Genomic DNA, 20,390 nt, shown 5'->3' with positions numbered 1-20,390 from the left:
GCAAGATAACTCGGTTTGTGCGGATATCGCCAGTGCGACAAATTGCATGGCGAGGAGATCAGCCATGACACCCGCCCTGATTGCAGCGCTCGGATTGCTGATGGTGGCGACGGCGTTCCTGTCGGGCCTGTTTGGCATGGCGGGCGGGCTGATCCTGATCGGCGTGCTGCTGGCGATCATGCCGCTGCCGGCGGCGATGGTGCTGCACGCGGCGACGCAGATGGCGTCCAATGGCTGGCGTGCGGTGCTGTGGCGCCGGCACATCCGCTGGCGGCCGGTCGCGGTGTATCTCGTCGGCTGCGCGCTGGCGCTCGGCCTGTGGGCGCTGGTGCGCTACGTACCGGACAAGCCGGCGGCGCTCTTGCTGCTCGGCGTCACCCCGTTCATGGCGCGGCTGATGCCGGCCGGCCTCAAGCCCGATCCAGACAGCGTCTGGCAGGGCGCGATCTACGGCACGATCTGCATGGGGCTGATGCTGATGACCGGCGTGTCGGGGCCGCTGCTCGACACGTTCTTTCTCGGCGCGCGGTTCGACCGCCGCTCGATCGTCGCCACCAAGGCGACGTGTCAGGTCGCGAGCCACCTCACCAAGCTGATCTATTTCGGCGGCATCATCGATCAGGCCGCGAGCCTCGATCCGGTGCTCGCGCTCGTCGCCGTCGGAGCGTCGATGCTCGGCACGAGCCTGGCGCGGCGGCTGCTCGAGGCGATGAGCGAGCAGCAGTTCCGCACCTGGGCCAACCGCATCATCACGGCGGTGGCGAGCTACTACATCCTCTATGGCGGCTGGCTGCTGCTGGCCGCGCAGAGCTCGGCGGCGGCAGAGTGAGGCGAGCATGGCCGGATCGGCAGACCCCCTGGTGCTGGACTTCGTCGAATGGGTCGCGCGCGCGCCGCGCAGCCATGCCGAAGTGGTCGCGACCTGGCGGACGAGCTGCCCGCGGCTGACGGTGTGGGAGGACGCCGCCGATCTGGGCTATGTCACGCGCGAGGCGATCGCGGGCGCCGGCCTCTTCATCATCGTCACCGATGCCGGTGCGCGGCTGCTGCGCGACAACGGCCGCGTCGTGCGCTAGAACGGTCCGGACTTGGAGGAAGGACCGGGAATGGCCGTGAAGCTGTATGAACTCGTCGGGACCGATGCGGGCCGCCCGTTCAGCCCCTTTTGCTGGCGCACGCGGATGGCGCTGGCGCACAAGGGGCTGAGCGCTGATACGATTCCGTGGCGCTTCACCGAGAAGAGCGCGATCGCGCCGCATGGATCGGAGAAGGTGCCGGTCATGCTCGACGGCGACCGCGCGGTGGCCGATTCCTGGGCGATCGCCAACTACCTCGAGGACACCTATCCGGATCGGCCCTCGCTGTTCGGCGGCGCCGGCGGCCGCGCGATGGCGCGCTTCCTCAATGCCTGGGGCGATATCGCCATCGTCGGCGGCATCTTTCCGCTGATCATCGCCGACATTCCGAAGAACCTCGCCGCCGAGGATGCCGACTATTTCCGCAAGTCGCGCGAGGCGCGGTTCGGCAAGAGCCTCGAAGAGGTCATGGCCTCGCGCGACCAGGCGGTCATCGGCTTCCGCAGATCGCTGGAGCCGCTGCGGCAGACCCTGAAGACGCAGGCCTTCATCGGCGGCGACGCGCCCGACTATGCCGACTACATCGTGTTCGGCGGCTTCCAATGGGCGCGCGTGGTGAGCCCGTTCCGGCTGCTCGAGGAGAACGACAGCGTCCATGCCTGGCGCGAGCGGCTGCTCGATGCATTCGACGGGCTGGCGCGCAAGTCGCCGGGCCATCCGGTCTAGCAACGCGGCGGCCGGCGCTCGCGCCAGGCCGCCAGCCCGTCCGCGAGATCGCGGCTGCCGACGAGGCTCGCGAACTGTTCACTCTCGACCTGCAGCCCTTCGCCGATCGCCATGTTGAGCCCGCGCGTCGCGGCGGTGATGATGCCGGCGACGGTGTCCGGCCCGTGGCGGATGATGCGCTGGGCCAGCGCGCGCGCCGCCGGCAACAGCTCGTCATGCGGCACGACGGCGTTCACGAGGCCGATCTCCAGCGCGCGCGGCGCCGGGAAAGAATCGCCGGTCAGCAGCAGTTCGAGTCCGCGCTTGCGGCCGACCAGCCGCGGCAGCCGTTGCGTGCCGCCGAAGGTCGGCGGCATGCCGAGCCTGATCTCGGGCTTGGCGAAGCTGGCGCGCTCGCTCGCGACCGCAAGATGCACGGCCTCGGTGATCTCGCAGCCGCCGCCGAAGGCGAGCCCGTTGACGGCGGCGATGACCGGCTTGCGGAACGCCTCCAGCCGCGCCGTCATCGCCTGGCCGCGCCGGACGAAGTCGCGCAGCGCGGCAGCGCGCCCCTGGCGGACGCTTGCGGTGAATTCGTCGATGTCGGCGCCGGCCGAGAAGGCGCGTTGTCCCGCACCGGTGAGGATCACGGCCCTGACGCCGGCATCGGTCTCGATGCGGTCGAGCGCGCCCATCAATCGATCGATCAGCGCGTAGCTGAGCGCGTTCAGCCGCTGCGGCCGGTTCAGCGTGATCACGGCGATGCGGTCGGAGATGTCGAGCAGGAGGAGGTCGGTCATGGCGTCTCGCAGGCTGGCGGTTGGAGCAGGCGAAGACTAGGCGTCGCGGCAGCTAAGGTATATTCACTGGTCAGTATACATTGACCGAGACCGAGCGCCGCCATGCCCCGATCCTCCGATCCCACGCCCGCCCGCATCATCGCCGCCGCGAGCAGGCTGTTCTATGCCGAGGGCATCCGCGCCGTCAGCGTCGACGCGGTGGCGGAGAAGGCGGGGGTCACCAAGAAGACGCTGTACTATCATTTCCGCAGCAAGGACGATCTGGTCGCGGCCTATCTTGCCGCGCGCGACCAGCCGAACCTGACGCTGTTCAAGCGCTGGTTCGACGAGACCGAGGGCGGGCTGCCCGACAAGATCGCCGGGATCTTCAACCAGCTCGCGCGCGCTGCGCGACATCCGAAATGGCGCGGCTGCGGCTTCCTGCGCACCACCGCGGAGCTCGCCAATCTGCCCGGCCATCCCGCGATCAGGATCGGCGCCGCCCACAAGAAGAAGTTCGAGGCCTGGCTGCAGGCGGTCTTCGAGGAGCAGGGAATTGCCGAAGCAGGCGGGCTCGCGCGGCAGATGCTGTTGCTGCTCGACGGCGCGTTCGCGGTCGTGCTGCTGCATCGGGACGCCAGCTACATGGAAACCGCGGGCGCGGCGGCACGGACGCTGGTCGCAGCGGCGCTGCCAAAGGGAAGGCGATATGCTTCCCGCAGCACCGTCAGCCGGCGCAGCCGCGTCCCCTGACCTGCTCGCCGCGAACGATCGTCGCGACCATCCGGCTCGCCATGCCGTCGAAATCGGATGGCTTGATGTAGCCGGCGGCGTAGGCTTCCTGGGTGAGCCGTTCGATCCTTCGATCCTCGGCGGTGGTCCATACGCCGGCGATATAGGCGGCGCCGGCCGGACCATAGGTCTCGGGATAGCGCTCGTTCTGGTTCTGCCGGTGATAGTAGTAGTGGTTGAGGCCGCTGATGAAGCTGTCGCGCTTGGCGCCGCAGCGGTCGCTCCAGGCGAGGTCGAGCGACTTCAGCGCGTCTTCGCGCTGCGAACGCCGGGCGTCCTCGGTGTATTTCTCGTGGTCCTGAAACTCCGCGCCGGTGACGGGCGGAAACGCCGCCGCGGTCGGCGCTTCGGTCAGGAACAGGCGTCCGCCAACCTGCCAGACGACGATGGCCGCAATGATGAAGATCAGCCGGTTCATGGCAGCGCTCGTTTGCTATCGCCGGTCCCGTTGCGCCTGCCGCGTCCGGCACACCGCCGACTCGTCGGACCAGAAAGCGGGTCCGGCGAATTGCGGGACCTCCTCGCGCACATCGGCCGGAAAGTCCGCCTTGGTGATCCCCTTCTCCTCGAAGGCTTCGAACAACGCCTCCTTCACGCGCTGATCGAGCGGCGTGCCGACGCTGTCGGCCGCCTCCTGGAGCGATTTGTCGGTGCAGATCTTTGCGCCCCAGAACTGCCGCTTGCAATCCAGCTTGGCAACATAGGCGCGGGTGTAGGCCGTCAGTGCGTCCACCAGGTTCTGCTTCATGGTCTTGTCGCACGGCGACAGCTTGTAGGCCGTGGCGGCCTGCAACGCGTCCATCCGCAACGCGTCGAGCTTGGGATTCTTGTCGCTCTGCGAGGTGTGCTGCGCGAGCCACGCCTTGCGGTCGAACTCCTTTGCCTCCGGGCCGCCGAAGGTCATGTCGACCGTGGGGGATAGGGGAGCCACGACAGCCACGCCCCCCGGCGCCGGCGCAGCAAGGTTCGAGACCGTTTCAATCGAAGCTGTCCGCATCATGCCCCGCCACGGTCCATCCGGAAGCGGAAATCCCCTGGCCGCCCAACTCACACCTGCGAACGCAGCCAAAAATGCCGCACCCGCGGCGCCAATGAATCGCAACATGAAATGAGCCCATCCGCCAACGCCCAGCAAAGTAGTGCGTGCGGGTTAATGCATCCGATAGGACTGCGGACGGCGCGCAACGACGTGAACCTATCGTGACCGTGTTCGGCCGCGTTTGAAGAAAATGGCTCATGAGAAGGCTGCACGGCGATTCACGGCCTGCCGAGGTGACGTCACGTCCTGACGGGCAACACCGAACGGCGCGCGAGCAGCGCGATGGCGGCATCGAGATCCGGCAGCACGGCCGCCGCATTCGCCCGCGAATGATCGTTCGGCGGCACGATGTCCGGCACCATCAGGGTGATCGCGCCGGCGGCGTGCGCCGAGGCGACGCCGGGATTGGAATCCTCGATCGCGACGCAGGCCGGCGCGTGCGTCCGCAGCCGTTCCGCGGCGAGCAGATAGAGGTCCGGATGCGGTTTGGCGCGGGCCACGTCGTCGCGTGTCAGGACCGCATCGAAGCGGTGATCGATGCGGGCGAGGCGGAGATGCTCCGCGGCCGTGCGGCGCGAGGACGAGGTGACGACCGCCTTGGGCAGGCCGACCGCGTCGATCGCATCGAGCAGCGCGATGACGCCGGGCTTCAGCGGCATGCCCGCCTGCAGGATCTCGACCGTCTTGGCCGCGAACAGGCGGTTGACTTCGGCCAGCGGAAAATCGTCGCCGAAATGGTCGCGCAGGGTCTGCTCGTTGTCGGGTCCGGGAATGCCGATCATCGCGTGACAGAGCTCGACGACGCCATCGCTGTAGCCGAGCGCATTCAGCGCCGCGATCGCAGCTTCGAGATAGACCTTCTCGGTGTCGAGCAGCGTGCCATCCATGTCGAGCAGGACGGCTTCGACGTGCCAGCGCGTCACGAGCCCGGCTCCGGTTTGCCCGCCAGTCTCTTGAGGCAGTTGGCGCACAGGCAGTCCTTGAAATTGCTTTGTCCGGTCTTGGGCAGCGGCAGGCGCACGGTCTCGTCGAAGCACCAGCAGGAGCCGCCCGGATCGCAGCTGAACGCCGTGCCGCACGACTCGCAGATGAGTTGCCGCGCGGTCATGTCCGCTAAACGATTTGTCACCTTCGGAACCACGTCCGACCAGCCCCTTTTCATGTCCGGTTCATCTGCCGGGGCAAGTATAGTGCGTGACAATCTGCCGCGCCATCGCAGTCTGCGGCCGCGGCAACACAGCGTTTCGGGAGCTCCCGCGATGACGGGCTCGAGGATGTGGCATGGCGCGTGATGCTCGAGCGGCTCTTGTCGCATTGAATCGCTTCGGCTTCGGCGCGCGTGGCGGTGCCTCGGGCGATCTCGTCAATGCGGCGTCGGACCCGCGCGGCTTCGTCAAGGCCGAGCTCGGCCGTCCCGATGGAGCGCTGCTGGAGGCCCCGGGTCTGCAGCCGACGGCAGCACTCGCCGCTGCCGTCTTCGCCTATCAGGACGAGGTCAAGCGGGCCCGCGAGGCCGCGAAGTCGGAGGCTGCGCCGCAGGAGCAGTCCAGCCCCACGCGCGGCCTGTCCACGAACGGCGCGGACAAAGCCATGGCCGCAACGCCCTCGGCGGCCCCAGCGGCCGGTGCCGACCCCGCACCCGCGATGCAGGGAGCGCCGGCAAAGCCCGCGCAAGCCCAGCAGCCGCCCAACGTCGTCCAGAAGACGTTCCGTGCCGAAGCGCTGGCGCGGCTGCAGCGCGCGGTGCTCGCCGACTGCGGCTTCACCGAGCGGCTGGTGGCGTTCTGGTCGAATCATTTCTGCATCTCCGCCGGCAAGGGCGAGTTGGCGCGGATGTGGGCCGGTGCGTTCGAGCGCGAGGCGATCCGGCCGCACGTGCTCGGGCGCTTCGTCGACATGCTGAAGGCGGTCGAGCAGCATCCGGCGATGCTGTTCTTTCTCGACAACCAGGAATCGCTCGGACCGGACTCACGTGCCGGCCAGAACCGCAAGCGCGGCCTCAACGAGAATCTCGCGCGCGAGATCATGGAGCTGCACACGCTGGGTGTCGGCGGCGGCTACAGCCAGGAGGACGTGACCTCGCTGGCGCGCATCATCACCGGCTGGAGCTTCGCCGGCCGCAACGCCCGCAACGCGGCGCCCGGCAGCTTCGTGTTCAATGCCAATGCGCATCAGCCGGGGCCGCAGACGTTGCTCGGCAAGGTCTATGCGGATGATGGCCTCGCCCAGGGCGAAGCTGCGCTGGCGGACATCGCGCGGCATCCGTCGACCGCGAAGTTCATCGCCGCCAAGCTCGCACGCCATTTCATTGCCGACGATCCGCCGCCCGCGCTCGTCGCGCGACTCGAAGCCGTGTTCAGGAGGAGCGATGGCGACCTCAAGGCGCTGACCTTGGCGCTGGTGGACTCCGACGATGCCTGGTCGGCGCCGCTCACCAAGATCCGCTCGCCCTATGAGTTCCTGGTCGCCGGCGGCCGGCTGCTGGCGCGCGTGCCGGAGGATCCCGGCTTCTATCTCACTTCCCTGAACACGCTGGGCCAGCCGTTGTGGACGCCCGCGGGACCAAACGGATTCGCTGATACCAATGCGGTGTGGGCCGCGCCGGAGGGCATGAAGCTGCGGCTGGACATCTCGTCGCAGCTCGGCGGCCGACTAGGCAACAATCTCGATCCGCGCGAGCTGCTCGAGCTCGTCGCCGGCGATGCTGCGTCGACTGAGACACGCCGCACCATCGAGCGCGCGGAGTCGCGCCAGCAGGCGCTGGCGCTGCTGCTGATGTCGCCGGAATTCCAGAGGAGATGACGATGGACCGGATCGCGACCTCGCTGTCGACCTCGCGACGCCACTTGCTGCTGGCAGGCGCGTCATTCGCCGCGTGGGGCTATTTGCCGAAATTCGCCCGCGCCGCCGACCAGCGCGATCCGCGGCTGATCGTCGTAATCCTGCGCGGCGCGCTCGATGGTCTCGCCACCGTCGCGCCGGTCGGCGATCCCGACTACGCCGGACTGCATGGCGCGATCGCGCTGACGACGACGGGACCAACTCCGGCGCTGCCGCTCGACTCGTTCTTTGCGCTGCATCCGTCGATGCCGGAATTCGCGCGCATGTATCGTGACAAGCAGGCTGCCGTGGTTCACGCGGTCGCGACACCATATCGCGAGCGCTCGCATTTCGATGGCCAGGACGTGCTCGAAAGCGGCTTCGCCGGTCCCGGCCGCGTGCAATCGGGCTGGCTGAACCGCGCAGTCGAGGCGCTGCCGCGCGGCCCCCGCGTCACGGGCGCGCTCGCGGTCGGTCCGACGGCACCGCTGGTGCTGCGCGGCGCAGCGCCCACCGTCGGCTGGGCGCCGGTAACCTTGCCGCAGGCCGATGACGACACCGCGACGCGGCTGGTCGACCTCTATGCGCATCGCGATCCCGCATTGGCGGCTGCGCTGTCGCAAGGGCTGAAGCTCGAGAAGGTCGCGTTCGGTGACGACATGAAGCCCAAGCCGGGCGGCAACCAGATCGCGGCGATGCGCCAGGTCGCGCGCGGCGCGGCGAAGCTGATCGCGGCGGATGATGGTCCGCGCATCGCGGCGCTGGCCTTCGACGGCTGGGATACGCATGCCAATGAAGGCGGCGCAATCGGCCGGCTGGCGCAGCTCCTGTCGGGCCTCGACGGCGCGCTCGCCGAGTTCGAGAGCGGTCTTGGCCCGCGCTGGCGGGATACGGTCGTGGTGGTCGCAACCGAGTTCGGGCGCACGGCGAAGATCAACGGCACCCAGGGGACCGATCATGGCACCGGGACGATTGCGCTGCTCGCCGGCGGCGCGGTGAAGGGCGGGCGGGTGATCGCCGACTGGCCGACGCTGAAGATGGCGAGCCTCTACCAGGGACGCGATCTTGCGCCGACGACGGATCTGCGCGCGGTGTTCAAGGGCGTACTCGCCGATCATCTCGGCATCGGCGAGCACGCGCTCGGCGGCGCGGTGTTTCCGGACAGCGCGGCCGTGAAGCCGATCAAGGGGCTCGTGGCCTAGGGCTCGCTCGCGCCCTGTCCTGATCGGGGCTCTGAAGCATTCCACATCGCGGCATCAGCGGCCACCGCCGCTGGCGCATTGCACCGCGAAGTCTGCTACTCCTCGACCTGCGGCATTCACCCCTCAGGAGATCAGCATGTTCATCGCCATGAATCGTTTTCGCGTCGCCAAGGGCTCGGAGGCCGCTTTCGAGCAGGTCTGGCTGTCGCGCGACAGCCATCTCGACAAGGTGCCGGGCTTCGTCGAGTTTCACTTGTTGAAGGGACCGGAAGCGGAGGACCATACGCTGTATGCCTCGCACACGATCTGGGCGTCGAAAGCTGCGTTCGAGGACTGGACCAGGTCCGAAGCCTTCCGCGCCGCGCACCATCGGGCCGGCGACACCAAGGTGCACTATCTCGGCCCGCCGCAGTTCGAGGGGTTCGAGGTCCGCCAAACGGTGGGCAGCAAGACGTAGGACAAGGACAGAGTCCACCATTCAGACGAGATCCGTCTCCGCGGCCCGTCTTGGCTGAGCACGGCCGAGCGGACGCTTGATTTGCGCTGAACGACACGGCGGCCGACAGGACCCGGACGGTCGCCGGTCGTGCGCCCTCGGAAGCTGCTCGCGCCGGGCCTCGCCGGGCAAGCCGTACCGCCGAACCTGCTGACATCAACAAGGACGACGCCCCAGTGAAGCTCCGGCTGAGTCGCGGAGATGCGACGGTGTGCCGACGCTGACCAGTCGTCGCCGTCGGCAGACGCGCATGCGAACTCAGGCGCTCTCGGGAACTGGAGCCTCACGAGGCTGTTATCGCGTGTCTGAAACAGGAAGCCGAATGTCCGGCAGGGCGGGCAGCGCCAGCCAGCGCCCTCGGTCGTTCTGTTCTAGCGAAGGCCCGGATGGTTGCTCGGATCGAGGACGAACCTTCCGGCATATGACCACCGGCGCCGGCGACATCGTCAGAAGCTTCCCTCCGTTGCAACGCGCCACCTTCGTCGACGTTGACAGCCTGACCCCTTGAGCGACGCGCGCCGCCCTTCCTCGTTCGGAGAGAGATTCGATGATCATCAGACAGCCGCTCAAGGTCCGCACCCCAGAGGAAGTTCTCGGGCTGATCAGCGCGCTGGCCGTCGCCATTTTTGCGGTCATCATCATCGCGCTGCTGTATTTCGGTCGCGATATCCTGGTCCCCGTGGCCCTGGCCATCCTGCTCAGCTTCGTATTGGCGCCATTGGTCGCGCAACTGCAGCGGCTTCGTGCCCCGCGCGGACTGGCCGTCGTCAGCGTGGTCGTTCTCGCATTCGTCGTGATCTTTACACTGGGCAGCCTGCTCGCCACCCAGCTCACCCAGCTTGCCAGTGAGCTGCCGAACTATCAATCGACGATGAGCAACAAGATCCAGTCGTTCCGCGACACCAAAGCCGGCAGAGGGACGCTCGAGCGTGCATCGGACATGCTCAAGGATCTGGGCAAGGAACTCGACAAACCGAATGAGCCGGAAGCGGCTCGGCCGCCGAGCGGACTGCGAACGAATTCCTCAGTCCCTGTGACCCCGATCCCGGTGGAGGTCCGGCAGCCCGATCCCGGAGCGCTAGACAGTCTCCGCACGCTGATTTCGCCGCTCATTCATCCGCTGGCGACGACCGGCATCATCATCATCTTCGTGATCTTCATATTGCTTCAACGCGAGGACCTGCGGAATCGGCTCATTCGCCTTGCGGGCTCATCCGACCTGCAGCGCACCACGGCGGCGCTCGATGATGCGGCTTACAGGCTCAGCCGGCTGTTCCTCACCCAGCTCGCCCTGAACGGCGGATTCGGCGTCGTGATCGGCGTCGGCTTGTGGTTCATCGGCATCCCCAGCGCCCTCCTTTGGGGGATCCTCGCCGCAGCGCTTCGGTTCGTGCCCTATATCGGCGCCGTCATCGCCGCGGCGTTTCCGCTTGCTCTGGCGGCAGCGGTCGACCCTGGCTGGTCGATGCTGATTTGGACCTTGGCCCTGTTTCTCGTGGTCGAGCCGTTGCTCGGCCACGTCATCGAACCGATGGTCTATGGGCGCAGCACGGGCCTGTCCCCCGTGGCGGTGGTCGTTTCAGCCGCGTTCTGGACCGCGCTGTGGGGCCCAATCGGGTTGGTGCTCGCGACGCCGCTGACGGTCTGCCTAGTCGTCATCGGACGACATGTGGAGCGCCTGGAGTTCCTCGACGTCATGTTCGGTGATCGTCCAGCGCTGTCTCCTCCCGAGATCTTCTACCAGCGCATGCTTGCGAACGATCCGACGGAAGCGGCCGAGAAGGCAGAGGAGTTCTTGAAGGAGCGCTCGTTGATTGCCTATTGCGACGAGGTCGCGGTGAAGGGACTGCAATTGGCCCAAGCCGACGCCGACCGAGGGGCGCTCGCCTATGATCGCCTTGCAACGATCCGTGACGCCGTCGCCGAGTTGACCGCCGATCTTTCCGATCAAAATGATGGTCCGCTGGCGAAACGCGAGACCACCAGCGATCCGGAAGCTGCATCGGCCGTCGACAGCTCGGCCAGCAGTGGGGCAATCGACACGATACCCATCCTCAGCAAGGACAATCTCGCCGAAGGATGGCGGAGCGAGCAGCCGGTCCTGTGCGTGGCCGGGCGAACCCCGATCGACGAAGCGGCGGCGGTGATTCTCGCGCAACTGTCGTCGGTGCACGGGTTGGGCGCGAAGGTCTCAGGAGCGGAGGCGCTCTCGACGGCGAACGTCATCAAGCTCGAGCCCGCAGGTGTTGCGATTGCCTGCCTGATCTATATCGGCAATTCCGGCGTTGCACATATGCGCTACTCCGTTCGTCGCTTGAAGCGACGACTCCCCAAGGCAAGAGTGATGTTGGTCTGCTGCGCGGCCGACGTCGATCAGGAGGCCGCGAACGTGCTGCAGGAAGCCACCAAGGCCGATCTGGTCGCGGCGAGCATGGGTGAGGCTGTCAGAATGTGCGTCGAAGTCGCGCAGGCGAAGGCTTCTCAGCAGGTCCCATTGAAGCAGCAGAACACGACGACCAACGTGGCGTGAGACGCGCCACGTCCAACGACCAAGGCCAGACAAAAAAATGCGGCCCCGGTCAGAGACGGCGACTGACGGGGACCGCTGAAACGCGTGACCGGTGACGGGGGATGATCAGGCGCTCGATGGAGCGTAGGCCTGCCCCGTGACGGCGGCGTGACACCACCCGTTCACAGCGCCTTGCGGTAGACGATGAAGCCCGAGCGCTCGGCGATCTTGTCGTAGAGCGCCTGTGCCGTGGTGTTGGTCTCGTGCGTCTGCCAATAGACCCGCGGCGCACCGGCCTGACGCGCTTCGCGGTAGACCGCCTCGATCAGCGCCCGTCCGACGCCCTTGCCGCGGGCGGCCTCGCTCGTGAACAGGTCGTTGAGATAGCAGAGCGGCCCGATCGTGGTGGTGGCGCGATGAAACAGGTAGTGCGCCAGGCCGATCAACTCGCCACCGCTCTCGGCGACCAGGGCATGGACCGGCTCGTCGGCATCGAAGAAGCGCGACCATGTCATCGCGGTCACCTCGGCCGGCAGCGCCGTCGGCCCCGAACGGCCGTAGAAGGCATTGTAGCCGTCCCAGAGCGGCAGCCAGCGATCATGGTCGTCGCGCGCGATGGCGCGCACAGTGAGTGCTTCGTGCATGAAGGCTTCGCCGTCCGTTTGAATCTCGACGGACCTTCGATACGCGCAGCCGCGTTGGCGATCAATCCGGGACGGGCTGCACCGGTTCGGCGGCGGGCGGCCGTACCAGCTCGACATAGACGGACCGATCTTCCTCGGTCAGCGGCGAGAGCGAGAGCTCGCCCCGCCGCTCGATCAGGATCAGCAGTGACGCCGCCAGCAGGATCGCGAGTGCCAGGGTCACGGCAACGATTACGACCGTTGATTTCATCGCCATTTTGTGCGCGAGACAATCATCGCCTGTTGTCGCGAAAACCGCGAAGGGTTGTCAAAATGGCTTCCTGTTAAGCGGGCATCGACAAGACGGCGCGGATCGACACCACCGCGATGGTGACGCTGACACCCAACGAGAGCGTGCTGGCCGCGATCGTTGCGACCACGGCGGTGGTCAGGCTGGGCGAAAGGGTGAGCGTTGCGTGGTCGTGAAAGCCGCTGACGGGCGTACGGAGCCCTCTACGGTGGTTCGACTCCTGCGGCGACGCATGGCCGCGGACCCAACTGAACCTCGGAACGGAAGCAAGACGCCACCCGGACATGAAGTCGAAATCCCTTACCCATACATCCGCGAGCGAATCACTCGCAGAGGTAAATTCTAAGGTCGCGCTGGGCAGGATTGCGGCGGCAAATCGGAAAAAAAGGCAGGAACATGGCGCTGGCGGTGTTTGTTCCCGCCGATGCGTGTATTTTCCCCGCTGTTCTACGGACAGCCAGTAGTTTTACGGTGAATGCCTCACCCGTAGTCGGCGGCGATGCCGGCTGAATCGATCAGTGCCGGCTGCCAATCCATCGCGACGAAACCGGGTGTCTGTTCGACGCGGCGCAGCCAGTTGCGGATCTTCGGGAAGGTCGACAGATCGAAGTCGCAGCGATCGGCGACGTGGGTGTAGCCGTAGAGCGCGATGTCTGCGACCGTCAGCTGCTTCGCGGCAAAGTAGTCGTTGCTCTTGAGATGATTCTCCATCACCTGGAGCGCGGCGTAGCCGCGCTCCATCCAGTCCTCGAGCGCATGTGTCTGCAGGTCGCGCCCGCCCTTGACCAGCAGCAGCCAGAAATAGGCGGCGCCGATGTTCGGCTCCAGCGCATGCTGCTCGAAGAACATCCACTGCAGCGCTTCGGCGCGCTCGATGCGCTGCTCCGGCACCAGCGGCGTGCCGCCGGCGACATACCAGAGGATCGCGTTCGATTCGGCGATGAAGCGGTCCTCGCCGACCTCCAGCAGCGGCACCTGGCCGCTGGGATTCTTGGCGAGAAAATCCGGCGTGCGGCTCTCGCCGCGCAGGATGTCGATCTCGATCGCCTGATAGGGCGCGTTCAGAAGCGCGAGCGCAAGGCGGACCTTGTAGCTGTTGCCTGACCGCTGCATCGAATAGAGCTTGTACATCCGGCCGATTTCGAGTTCGAGGAATCAAAGGTTGGACGCATCGCACATCCAGACGCCAGATCGTCCCGCAATGCGGCCAGACAATGATGCCGATGGGCGCAGGCTGCAAGAGCCGGCGGATGGAAAAAGTCGAAATGCGCTACTGCACTGCACTCTCGAATAACAACTTTCCAATAGATTCAAACAATCGAGATCACGCCTGCGCGATGCGTGCGTGTCCACCGATCTCGACGGCGCGATCGGTGAGAGCGCGGCGCAGGGTCAGCGTGAACAGGGCCATCAGAACGATGAGGCCCAACGGTATCGTCGTCAGCCCGGCGACGCTGCGCGAGAGTAGCGGCACGATCCAGGCGGCCGCGAGCACGCTGAGCTCGTAGTCGCGAAAGCCGTTCGCGAGGCCGTGCCGGACGAAGAAGATGATCGCGACCGCGACGACGACGAGGTCGTAGTCGAGCACGTAGGGCGTCGCCAGCAGGCTCGCGCTCGCCAGTGCCGAAGCCTTGAGATCGAACGCGGCCTCGCTCTGCCACAGCCATGCAAGTCCGGCCGCGAGCGACAGCGCCAGCAGGCTCTGCAGCGCATAGGCGGACCTGATATCGGCGCCCCAATGACGCGCGGCCGAGAACACCGACTGGATCTTCTCCCAGCCGGTGCCGCCTTGCTCAAGCACGACGCTCTGTGTGAAGGTCATCGACTGGAAGAAAGCGTGCCAGACGTCGCTGCCGAGCGCGGCGAAGCTGATCGCGACCAGCGCGGCCACCGTGGCGGCTGCCGCAGCAATCGTCGGCCAGCGCGTGCCTGCGAGCAGCGCCACGGGAATGAGCACGCCGAATTGCGGCTTGTAGGCGAGCAGGCCGATCAGGAAGCCGGCCGCCCACGGCCGGCCGCGCTCCATCAGCAACAGCGCGCCGCCGAGCAGCGCCGCGGTGAAAAACGCGTTCTGGCCGTGACCGATGTTGACGAACACGGCGGGAAAGGCGGTCGCGACCAGCAGGGTCCCGGAACGCGGCAGGATTGCGCGCATGACCGCGAGGTATGCGAGCAGGCTCGACACGACCCAGAGCGCGAGCCCTCCGGCATAGGGCAGCAGGGCGGTGATGGCGGCGATCGCGAAGAAGAAGGGCGGGTAGTGCCAGCCGAAGAACGGCACGTCGCGGCCGTCGAATACGGCCTTTTCCGTCGCATGCTGCAGCGGCGGATCATAGGCATCGGCCGCCTTGCCCTGAAGGGTCAGCACGCCTGCCGCATAGACATTGGAGAAGTCGGTGCCGATCGGCTTGCCGTTGCGGTCGACCAGGCCATCGGACAGCGCGATCCAGCCGGCGATTGCCGCGATCGTGACCGCGAGCAGAATCCAGCTGTAGGACTTGATCCGCGTGGCCGTCAGCCAGTCGCCGGATCGCAGGGCGTACCCGATAGTGGTCATTTCGGCCTGAGACTCTGGATAATCGTCGGTCCACGCTAACGGGGCGGCTTTAACGTTCTCTAAAGTCTTGGGAGCCATGTGCCCAAGCTTCTTGCGATGCAGCGCTGGGGGCCCTACAAATGGGCGTTTCCCTGACATGACTGGTCGTGGCCCCGAGGGGGTGATCCACGACGCCTGCATAGGAGCTGATGATGTCCTTTCTCGCCGCTGCGCTCGACCGTGTGAAGCCGTCCGCGACCATCGCGGTCACGGATAAAGCGCGCGTCCTCAAAGCGGCGGGCCGCAACGTCATCGGCCTCGGCGCCGGCGAGCCGGATTTCGATACGCCCGACAACATCAAGCAGGCCGCGATCAAGGCGATCCAGGACGGCAAGACCAAGTATACCGCGGTCGACGGCATCCCCGAGCTGAAGGAAGCCATCATCGGCAAGTTCCAGCGCGAGAACGGCCTCACCTATAAGCCGAACCAGGTGATCGTCGGCGTCGGCGGCAAGCAGGTGCTGTACAATGCGCTGATGGCGACCATCAATCCCGGCGACCAGGTGATCATCCCGGCGCCGTACTGGGTCAGCTATCCCGAGATGGTCGCGCTCGCCGGCGGCGAGCCGGTGCCGGTGGTCTGCACCGCCGCCCACGGCTTCAAGCTGCAGCCGGAGGCGCTGGAGAAGGCGATCACGCCGAAGACCAAGTGGCTGATCCTGTGCTCGCCGTCGAACCCGACCGGCGCGGCCTACACCAAGGCCGAGCTGAAGGCGCTCACCGAGGTGCTGGTCAAGCATCCGCATGTCTGGATCATGACCGACGACATGTACGAGCACCTCGTCTATGACGACTTCGTGTTCACCACGCCGGCGCAGGTCGAGCCCTCGCTGTTCGACCGCACGCTGACCGTGAACGGCGTCTCCAAGGCCTATTGCATGACCGGCTGGCGCATCGGCTATGCCGGCGGTCCGGCGCACCTGATCAAGGCGATGGCGACGATCCAGTCGCAGTCGACCTCGAACCCGTGCTCGATCGCGCAATGGGCGGCGGTGGAGGCCCTGAACGGTCCGCAGGACTTCATCCCGGCCAACAACAAGGTGTTCAAGGAGCGCCGCGACCTCGTGGTGTCGATGCTGAACCAGGCGAATGGCATCGAATGCCCGCGGCCGGAAGGCGCGTTCTACGTCTATCCGTCCTGCGCCGGGACGATCGGCAAGACCGCGCCGTCGGGCAAGGTGATCGACAATGACGAGGCCTTCGTCACCGAGCTGCTGGAGACGGAGGGCGTCGCCGTGGTGCAGGGCTCGGCCTTCGGCCTCGGCCCGGCCTTCCGCATCTCCTACGCGACCAAGACCTCCGACCTCGAGGACGCCTGCAAGCGAATCCAGCGCTTCTGCGGCAATCTGAGGTAATCGGGCAACATCCTTCTCGAAACACCAGAAGCCAATTTCCAGGCCGAAAGGCGCCATGTTTTGAACATGGCGCCTTTCTTTTGTCGGCCGACAAGTCTGGTGGCGTAGGGTTGGAGTTCGATGCGGCTGCTTCTGCTGTCGATCGCGTTGATGGTGATGATCGTGCCGCTCGCGCAGGCCCATCAGGGGCGGCCGATGCGCGCCGGCGTGCTCGAATGCGAGGGACGAAAGACCTCCGGCAGGCTCGTGATGTCCCAGTCCCGCCTGCGCTGCGTGTTTCGCAGTCAGGGCCGCCAGCCGGAGCGCTATGTCGCCAAGGTCCGGCGTTACGGCCTCGATCTCGGCCTGACGGATGTGACCAGGATGGCGTGGGCGGTCAGCGCACCGGTCAACGATTTCGGCCGCAGCGAGCTGCGCGGGCGCTATGGCGGATTGTCCGCCAACGCTGCCGCTCTGGTCGGCTTCGGCGGCAGCTTCCTGGTGCGCGACACCGATCGCGCCGCGGCGCTGCAGCCGATCAGCCTGCAGGGGCAGACCGGCTTGAACCTCGCTGCCGGAATCACCGAGGTCGAGCTGGTGCCGCTGCTGCCGATCCACCCGAGCCCGAGCCGTTCATCGTCCTACTTCTCGCGTTTCTATCGCTGAGGCGCTCGATCGGAGAGACTCGGACACGTTCAGGCGAACGCGTCGCAATCGCTGCCTGCGTCGGCGCGCCGGCTCGTGCCGACGGCGCGCCGAATCTGGTGCGACTGTAAGGCTTGTGGCATAGACGTGGTGCCCTGTGATCGTGCGTCCGATCGACGGGTCTGCATCACACGTTCATTTCAGCCGGAGTTTTATTCATGCGCTCGACCATCCTCGCCGGGCTCGCCGCTGCGGTCGTCCTCTGCACCGGCACCGGCGCTGCCCAGGCGCAAGATCGCGTGCGGGTCGGTGTCCTCGAATGCCGCGGCGGCGCCAGTGTCGGCTTCATCGTCGGCTCGGTGACCCATCTCGGCTGCGTGCTGCGCGCCGACGGCCTGCCCGAGGACCGCTACGTCGCGACCATCCGCAAGGTCGGCCTCGATCTCGGCATCACCCAGGAATCGCTGCTGGCCTGGGTGGTCTATGCACCGGTCGCGCGGCTCGGGCCGGGCGATCTCTCCGGCGACTATGCCGGCGCCCAGGGCTCGGCCGCGGTCGGCGTCGGTGTCGGCGGCAACGTGCTGGTCGGCGGCTCCGCCAACTCGATCGCGCTGCAGCCGCTCAGCGTCCAGGGCCAGGTCGGCCTCAGCGTCTCGGCGGGGCTGCAAAGCCTCGAATTGCGCCCGGGGCGGTGATCTTCCCTTTGCCGTGAACAGCGCTCTTCCCGCCATCGTGCGGGAAGACGGCGCGATCCCCCGCACTGCAGCAACGTTTTTCGCAGGCCGCCTGCTTGCCAAAGCGGCAGCCGAGGCAGAGCATTCGGCTTTGCCGACCCAATCAAGGGCCGAGCTCCACAACGAGGAGGCGGCGAATGGGACAAGACCTGAGAAGTCCCCGAGGTCCACGGTGCATCGCGCTGGTGGGCCCTTTCCAAAGCGGTAAAACCACTCTCTTGGAGGCGATCCTGGCGCGGACCGGCGCGATCCCGCGCGCGGGCAGCGTCGACGCCGGCACCTCCGTCGGCGATGCCAGCCCGGAGGCGCGTCAGCACAAGATGAGCGTCGCCATGACGGCGGCGACCACGACCTTCATGGGCGACAGCTACACCTTCCTCGACTGTCCTGGCTCGATCGAATTCATCCACGACATGCGCGCCGCGCTGCCGGCGGTCGATGCCGCCATCGTGGTCTGCGAGGCGGACGAGAAGAAGCTGCCGCAATTGCAGATCATCCTGCGCGAGCTCGAGGAGCTGCGCATTCCGCGCTTCCTGTTTCTCAACAAGATCGACCGCGCCAATGCGCGGATCAGGGAGACGCTTGCCACATTGCAGCCGGCCTCGCGCGTGCCCCTGGTGCTGCGCCAGATCCCGATCTGGAACGGCGAATTGATCGAAGGGTTCGTCGACCTCGCGCTGGAGCGCGCCTTCATCTATCGCGAGCATAAGGCCTCCGAGGTGATCGCGCTCGAAGGCGGCGATCTCGACCGCGAGAAGGAGGCGCGCTTCTCGATGCTGGAGAAGCTCGCCGATCACGACGATTCGCTGATGGAGCAGCTGCTGGAGGACATCCCGCCGCCGCGCGACGCCGTGTTCGACGATCTGGCGCGCGAATTGCGCGAGGGATTGATCTGCCCGGTGCTGCTCGGATCGGCGTTGCGCGAGAACGGCGTGCTGCGGCTGATGAAGGCGCTGCGCCACGAGGCGCCCGGAATCGCCGAGACCGCGCAGCGGCTCGGTGTGAAGGACACCAAGGAGGCGCTCGGCTATGTCTTCAAGACGCTGCATCTGCAGCATGGCGGCAAGCTGTCATTGACGCGGGTGCTGTCCGGCCATCTCGACGACGGCGCGACGCTGCATGCCGCCTCGGGCGAGGCGGCGCGCGTGTCCGGCATCCTGGCTGCCACCGGCGCCTACGACAGCAAGCGCGCGGGCGCCCAGGCCGGGGACACGGTGGCGCTCGGCAAGCTCGATGCGGTCAAGACCGGCGATACGGTTGCGACCGGCAAGACGGCACCACCGCCGCTGGCAAAGGTGGAGGCGTACCCGCCGGTGCTGGCGCTCTCGATCGCCGCCGTGGACCGCAAGGATGACGTCAAGCTCGGCCAGGCCTTGCAGCGGCTCCACGAGGAGGATCCGTCGCTGACCATGGTGCAGAACCCGCGCACCCACGACACCGTGCTGTGGGGGCAGGGCGAGATGCATCTGCGCGTCGCGCTGGAGCGGCTGCGCGACCGCTTCGGCGTCAACGTCAAATCGCACCAGCCCGCGATCGGCTACCAGGAGACCATCCGCAAGCCGATCACGCAGCGCGGCCGCCACAAGAAGCAGTCCGGCGGCCACGGCCAGTTCGGCGACGTGGTGCTCGACATCAGGCCGCTGCCGCGCGGCGAAGGCTTCCGCTTTGCCGAGAAGGTGGTCGGCGGCGCGGTGCCGCGCAACTATATCCCGGCGGTGGAGGAGGGCGTCGTCGACGCAATGGCCCGCGGCCCCCTGGGCTTTCCGGTGATCGACGTCGAGGTGACGCTCACCGACGGCTCCTATCACAGCGTGGATTCGTCCGACCTCGCGTTCCGCACCGCGGCGCGGGTCGGCGTCGGCGAGGGGCTGCCGCAATGCCAGCCGGTGCTGCTGGAGCCGATTCACACCGTCGAGATCGTCTGCCCGACGGAGGCGACCGCCAGGATCAATGCGATCCTCTCGGCGCGGCGCGGCCAGATCCTGTCCTTCGATACCCGTGACGGCTGGCCGGGCTGGGACTGCGTCCGGGCGATGATGCCGGAGGCGGAGATCGGCGAGTTGATCGTCGAATTGCGTTCGGCGACGGCCGGCGCCGGCAGCTTCACCCGCCAATTCGACCACATGGCCGAGGTGACCGGCCGCGCCGCCGACCACATCATCGCCTCCCATCGCGACGCCGCCTGAGCCGAACGCTCCGCGCCGAACAGCGCCGGCCCGTCATCCTCTCTCGGGATGGCGGGCCGGATCGCGTCGGGACCTTTGCTCGCGCGCGCAGGGAACAAACGGCGAGGGCCGGGTTCCAGCTTGCGTCCGAGATCAGTTTGTGATGTATTTTACATCATTGTCTTTGTCTCAGACATCATTTATGGTGTCTGCCACGTGAGGCCAGCGTGATCACGTCGTTCCAGATGCGGGCAGCGCGAGCGCTGCTCGGGATAGATCAGAGAACCTTGGCCGAGCTGGCCGGCGTGTCGCTGCCGACGATCCAGCGGATGGAAGCCTCCACGGGCAACGTCCGCGGCGTGGTGGACTCGCTGACCAAGGTCGTCGATGCGCTCAATCGCGCGGGCGTGGATCTGATCGGTGAGCATTCCCGCAGCGAGAACGGCGGGCGTGGTGTTCGCCTGAAGGACCCGGGGCCGCCCCGCCGCATGGGCCGTCAAACTGACATCGCGCGCGATGACGCAAGCTAGGCTCATCGCGCGGGCACGGGGCCCCTGGGCGCTTC

General features: G+C 66.7%; 22 protein-coding genes. 13 read left to right on the top strand and 9 right to left on the bottom strand.

Features of this window, described 5'->3' with window-relative positions; genetic code table 11:
- The first annotated feature begins 64 nt into the window (after nt 1-64).
- Genes QW863_RS23185 through QW863_RS23175 form a run of 3 tightly spaced genes read left to right on the top strand, consistent with a single transcriptional unit; the run spans nt 65 to nt 1,802 of the window.
- Nucleotides 65-829: a sulfite exporter TauE/SafE family protein gene (locus QW863_RS23185; RefSeq protein WP_315768691.1), complete on the top strand. Its 765-nt coding sequence runs from the start codon at nt 65-67 to the stop codon at nt 827-829.
- A gap of 7 nt (nt 830-836) precedes the next feature.
- On the top strand, nt 837-1,076 hold the full coding sequence (locus tag QW863_RS23180) for a hypothetical protein (RefSeq protein ID WP_315750053.1): 240 nt from the start codon (nt 837-839) through the stop codon (nt 1,074-1,076).
- Nucleotides 1,077-1,106: 30 nt separating this feature from the next.
- Nucleotides 1,107-1,802, top strand: a complete 696-nt coding sequence (locus tag QW863_RS23175; protein WP_315768689.1) for a glutathione S-transferase family protein — start codon at nt 1,107-1,109, stop codon at nt 1,800-1,802.
- On the opposite strand, the gene QW863_RS23170 is transcribed toward QW863_RS23175, so the two are convergent.
- The gene (locus QW863_RS23170; protein WP_315768687.1) at nt 1,799-2,581 is read right to left on the bottom strand and encodes a crotonase/enoyl-CoA hydratase family protein; all 783 of its coding nucleotides are present in this window, start codon (nt 2,579-2,581) and stop codon (nt 1,799-1,801) included. The genes QW863_RS23175 and QW863_RS23170 overlap by 4 nt on opposite strands.
- A gap of 102 nt (nt 2,582-2,683) precedes the next feature.
- On the opposite strand from QW863_RS23170, the gene QW863_RS23165 reads away from it, so the two are divergent.
- Nucleotides 2,684-3,313 (top strand): helix-turn-helix domain-containing protein, encoded by a 630-nt coding sequence (locus tag QW863_RS23165; RefSeq protein ID WP_315768685.1) that lies wholly within the window; start codon nt 2,684-2,686, stop codon nt 3,311-3,313.
- Here QW863_RS23165 and QW863_RS23160 read toward each other — a convergent pair.
- The 4 genes from QW863_RS23160 to QW863_RS23145 all read right to left on the bottom strand — a co-directional run bounded on the left by QW863_RS23160 (nt 3,288) and on the right by QW863_RS23145 (nt 5,532).
- Nucleotides 3,288-3,770, bottom strand: coding sequence for a hypothetical protein (locus QW863_RS23160; RefSeq protein WP_315750057.1), 483 nt, complete (start codon nt 3,768-3,770; stop codon nt 3,288-3,290). The genes QW863_RS23165 and QW863_RS23160 overlap by 26 nt on opposite strands.
- Nucleotides 3,771-3,785: 15 nt before the next feature.
- Nucleotides 3,786-4,283: a hypothetical protein gene (locus QW863_RS23155; protein ID WP_315714103.1), complete on the bottom strand. Its 498-nt coding sequence runs from the start codon at nt 4,281-4,283 to the stop codon at nt 3,786-3,788.
- A 347-nt stretch (nt 4,284-4,630) separates the two neighbouring features.
- Nucleotides 4,631-5,314, bottom strand: a complete 684-nt coding sequence (locus QW863_RS23150) for an HAD family phosphatase (protein ID WP_315714104.1) — start codon at nt 5,312-5,314, stop codon at nt 4,631-4,633.
- A complete protein-coding gene (locus QW863_RS23145) occupies nt 5,311-5,532 on the bottom strand; it encodes a cysteine-rich CWC family protein (RefSeq protein ID WP_315714381.1) in 222 nt (73 codons plus the stop codon). Before QW863_RS23145 ends, QW863_RS23150 begins: the two co-directional genes overlap by 4 nt.
- Nucleotides 5,533-5,672: 140 nt before the next feature.
- Between QW863_RS23145 and QW863_RS23140 the strand changes: the two genes are divergently transcribed.
- The 4 genes from QW863_RS23140 to QW863_RS23125 all read left to right on the top strand — a co-directional run bounded on the left by QW863_RS23140 (nt 5,673) and on the right by QW863_RS23125 (nt 11,439).
- Nucleotides 5,673-7,193, top strand: coding sequence for a DUF1800 family protein (locus tag QW863_RS23140; RefSeq protein WP_315714105.1), 1,521 nt, complete (start codon nt 5,673-5,675; stop codon nt 7,191-7,193).
- Nucleotides 7,190-8,413 carry a DUF1501 domain-containing protein gene (locus tag QW863_RS23135; RefSeq protein ID WP_315714106.1) on the top strand — a complete coding sequence of 408 codons (1,224 nt, stop codon included), beginning with the start codon at nt 7,190-7,192 and terminating at the stop codon, nt 8,411-8,413. The genes QW863_RS23140 and QW863_RS23135 overlap by 4 nt, the downstream gene beginning before the upstream one ends.
- A gap of 136 nt (nt 8,414-8,549) precedes the next feature.
- Nucleotides 8,550-8,870 carry an antibiotic biosynthesis monooxygenase gene (locus QW863_RS23130; RefSeq protein ID WP_315714107.1) on the top strand — a complete coding sequence of 107 codons (321 nt, stop codon included), beginning with the start codon at nt 8,550-8,552 and terminating at the stop codon, nt 8,868-8,870.
- A gap of 586 nt (nt 8,871-9,456) precedes the next feature.
- Nucleotides 9,457-11,439, top strand: a complete 1,983-nt coding sequence (locus QW863_RS23125) for an AI-2E family transporter (protein WP_315714108.1) — start codon at nt 9,457-9,459, stop codon at nt 11,437-11,439.
- A 161-nt stretch (nt 11,440-11,600) separates the two neighbouring features.
- Here QW863_RS23125 and QW863_RS23120 read toward each other — a convergent pair whose 3' ends face one another.
- The 4 genes from QW863_RS23120 to QW863_RS23105 all read right to left on the bottom strand — a co-directional run bounded on the left by QW863_RS23120 (nt 11,601) and on the right by QW863_RS23105 (nt 14,908).
- The gene (locus QW863_RS23120) at nt 11,601-12,062 is read right to left on the bottom strand and encodes a GNAT family N-acetyltransferase (protein ID WP_315714109.1); all 462 of its coding nucleotides are present in this window, start codon (nt 12,060-12,062) and stop codon (nt 11,601-11,603) included.
- A 61-nt stretch (nt 12,063-12,123) separates the two neighbouring features.
- Complete coding sequence (locus QW863_RS23115) at nt 12,124-12,318, bottom strand: hypothetical protein (RefSeq protein WP_315714111.1); 195 nt, start codon at nt 12,316-12,318, stop codon at nt 12,124-12,126.
- Nucleotides 12,319-12,831: 513 nt separating this feature from the next.
- Nucleotides 12,832-13,482 (bottom strand): glutathione S-transferase family protein, encoded by a 651-nt coding sequence (locus QW863_RS23110; RefSeq protein WP_315714112.1) that lies wholly within the window; start codon nt 13,480-13,482, stop codon nt 12,832-12,834.
- A gap of 193 nt (nt 13,483-13,675) precedes the next feature.
- The gene (locus QW863_RS23105) at nt 13,676-14,908 is read right to left on the bottom strand and encodes a glycosyltransferase family 87 protein (RefSeq protein ID WP_315714113.1); all 1,233 of its coding nucleotides are present in this window, start codon (nt 14,906-14,908) and stop codon (nt 13,676-13,678) included.
- 191 nt (nt 14,909-15,099) lie between these two features.
- Between QW863_RS23105 and QW863_RS23100 the strand changes: the two genes are divergently transcribed.
- From QW863_RS23100 to QW863_RS23080, 5 genes are all read left to right on the top strand, one after another.
- The gene (locus tag QW863_RS23100) at nt 15,100-16,302 is read left to right on the top strand and encodes a pyridoxal phosphate-dependent aminotransferase (RefSeq protein ID WP_315714114.1); all 1,203 of its coding nucleotides are present in this window, start codon (nt 15,100-15,102) and stop codon (nt 16,300-16,302) included.
- 120 nt (nt 16,303-16,422) lie between these two features.
- Nucleotides 16,423-16,947, top strand: a complete 525-nt coding sequence (locus tag QW863_RS23095) for a DUF992 domain-containing protein (RefSeq protein ID WP_315714115.1) — start codon at nt 16,423-16,425, stop codon at nt 16,945-16,947.
- Nucleotides 16,948-17,144: 197 nt separating this feature from the next.
- Complete coding sequence (locus QW863_RS23090) at nt 17,145-17,621, top strand: DUF992 domain-containing protein (protein ID WP_315714116.1); 477 nt, start codon at nt 17,145-17,147, stop codon at nt 17,619-17,621.
- A gap of 176 nt (nt 17,622-17,797) precedes the next feature.
- Nucleotides 17,798-19,846, top strand: coding sequence for an elongation factor G (locus tag QW863_RS23085; protein ID WP_315714117.1), 2,049 nt, complete (start codon nt 17,798-17,800; stop codon nt 19,844-19,846).
- 206 nt (nt 19,847-20,052) lie between these two features.
- Entirely contained in the window at nt 20,053-20,355 is a 303-nt protein-coding gene (locus QW863_RS23080; RefSeq protein WP_315714118.1) for a helix-turn-helix transcriptional regulator, read from the top strand.
- The last annotated feature ends 35 nt before the right edge of the window (nt 20,356-20,390 follow it).

The organism is Bradyrhizobium sp. SZCCHNR1017 (genome assembly GCF_032381375.1).
Lineage (GTDB): Bacteria > Pseudomonadota > Alphaproteobacteria > Rhizobiales > Xanthobacteraceae > Bradyrhizobium.
The sequence above is the reverse complement of the archived record's forward strand: the minus strand, read 5'-3'. Positions and strand labels throughout refer to the sequence as shown.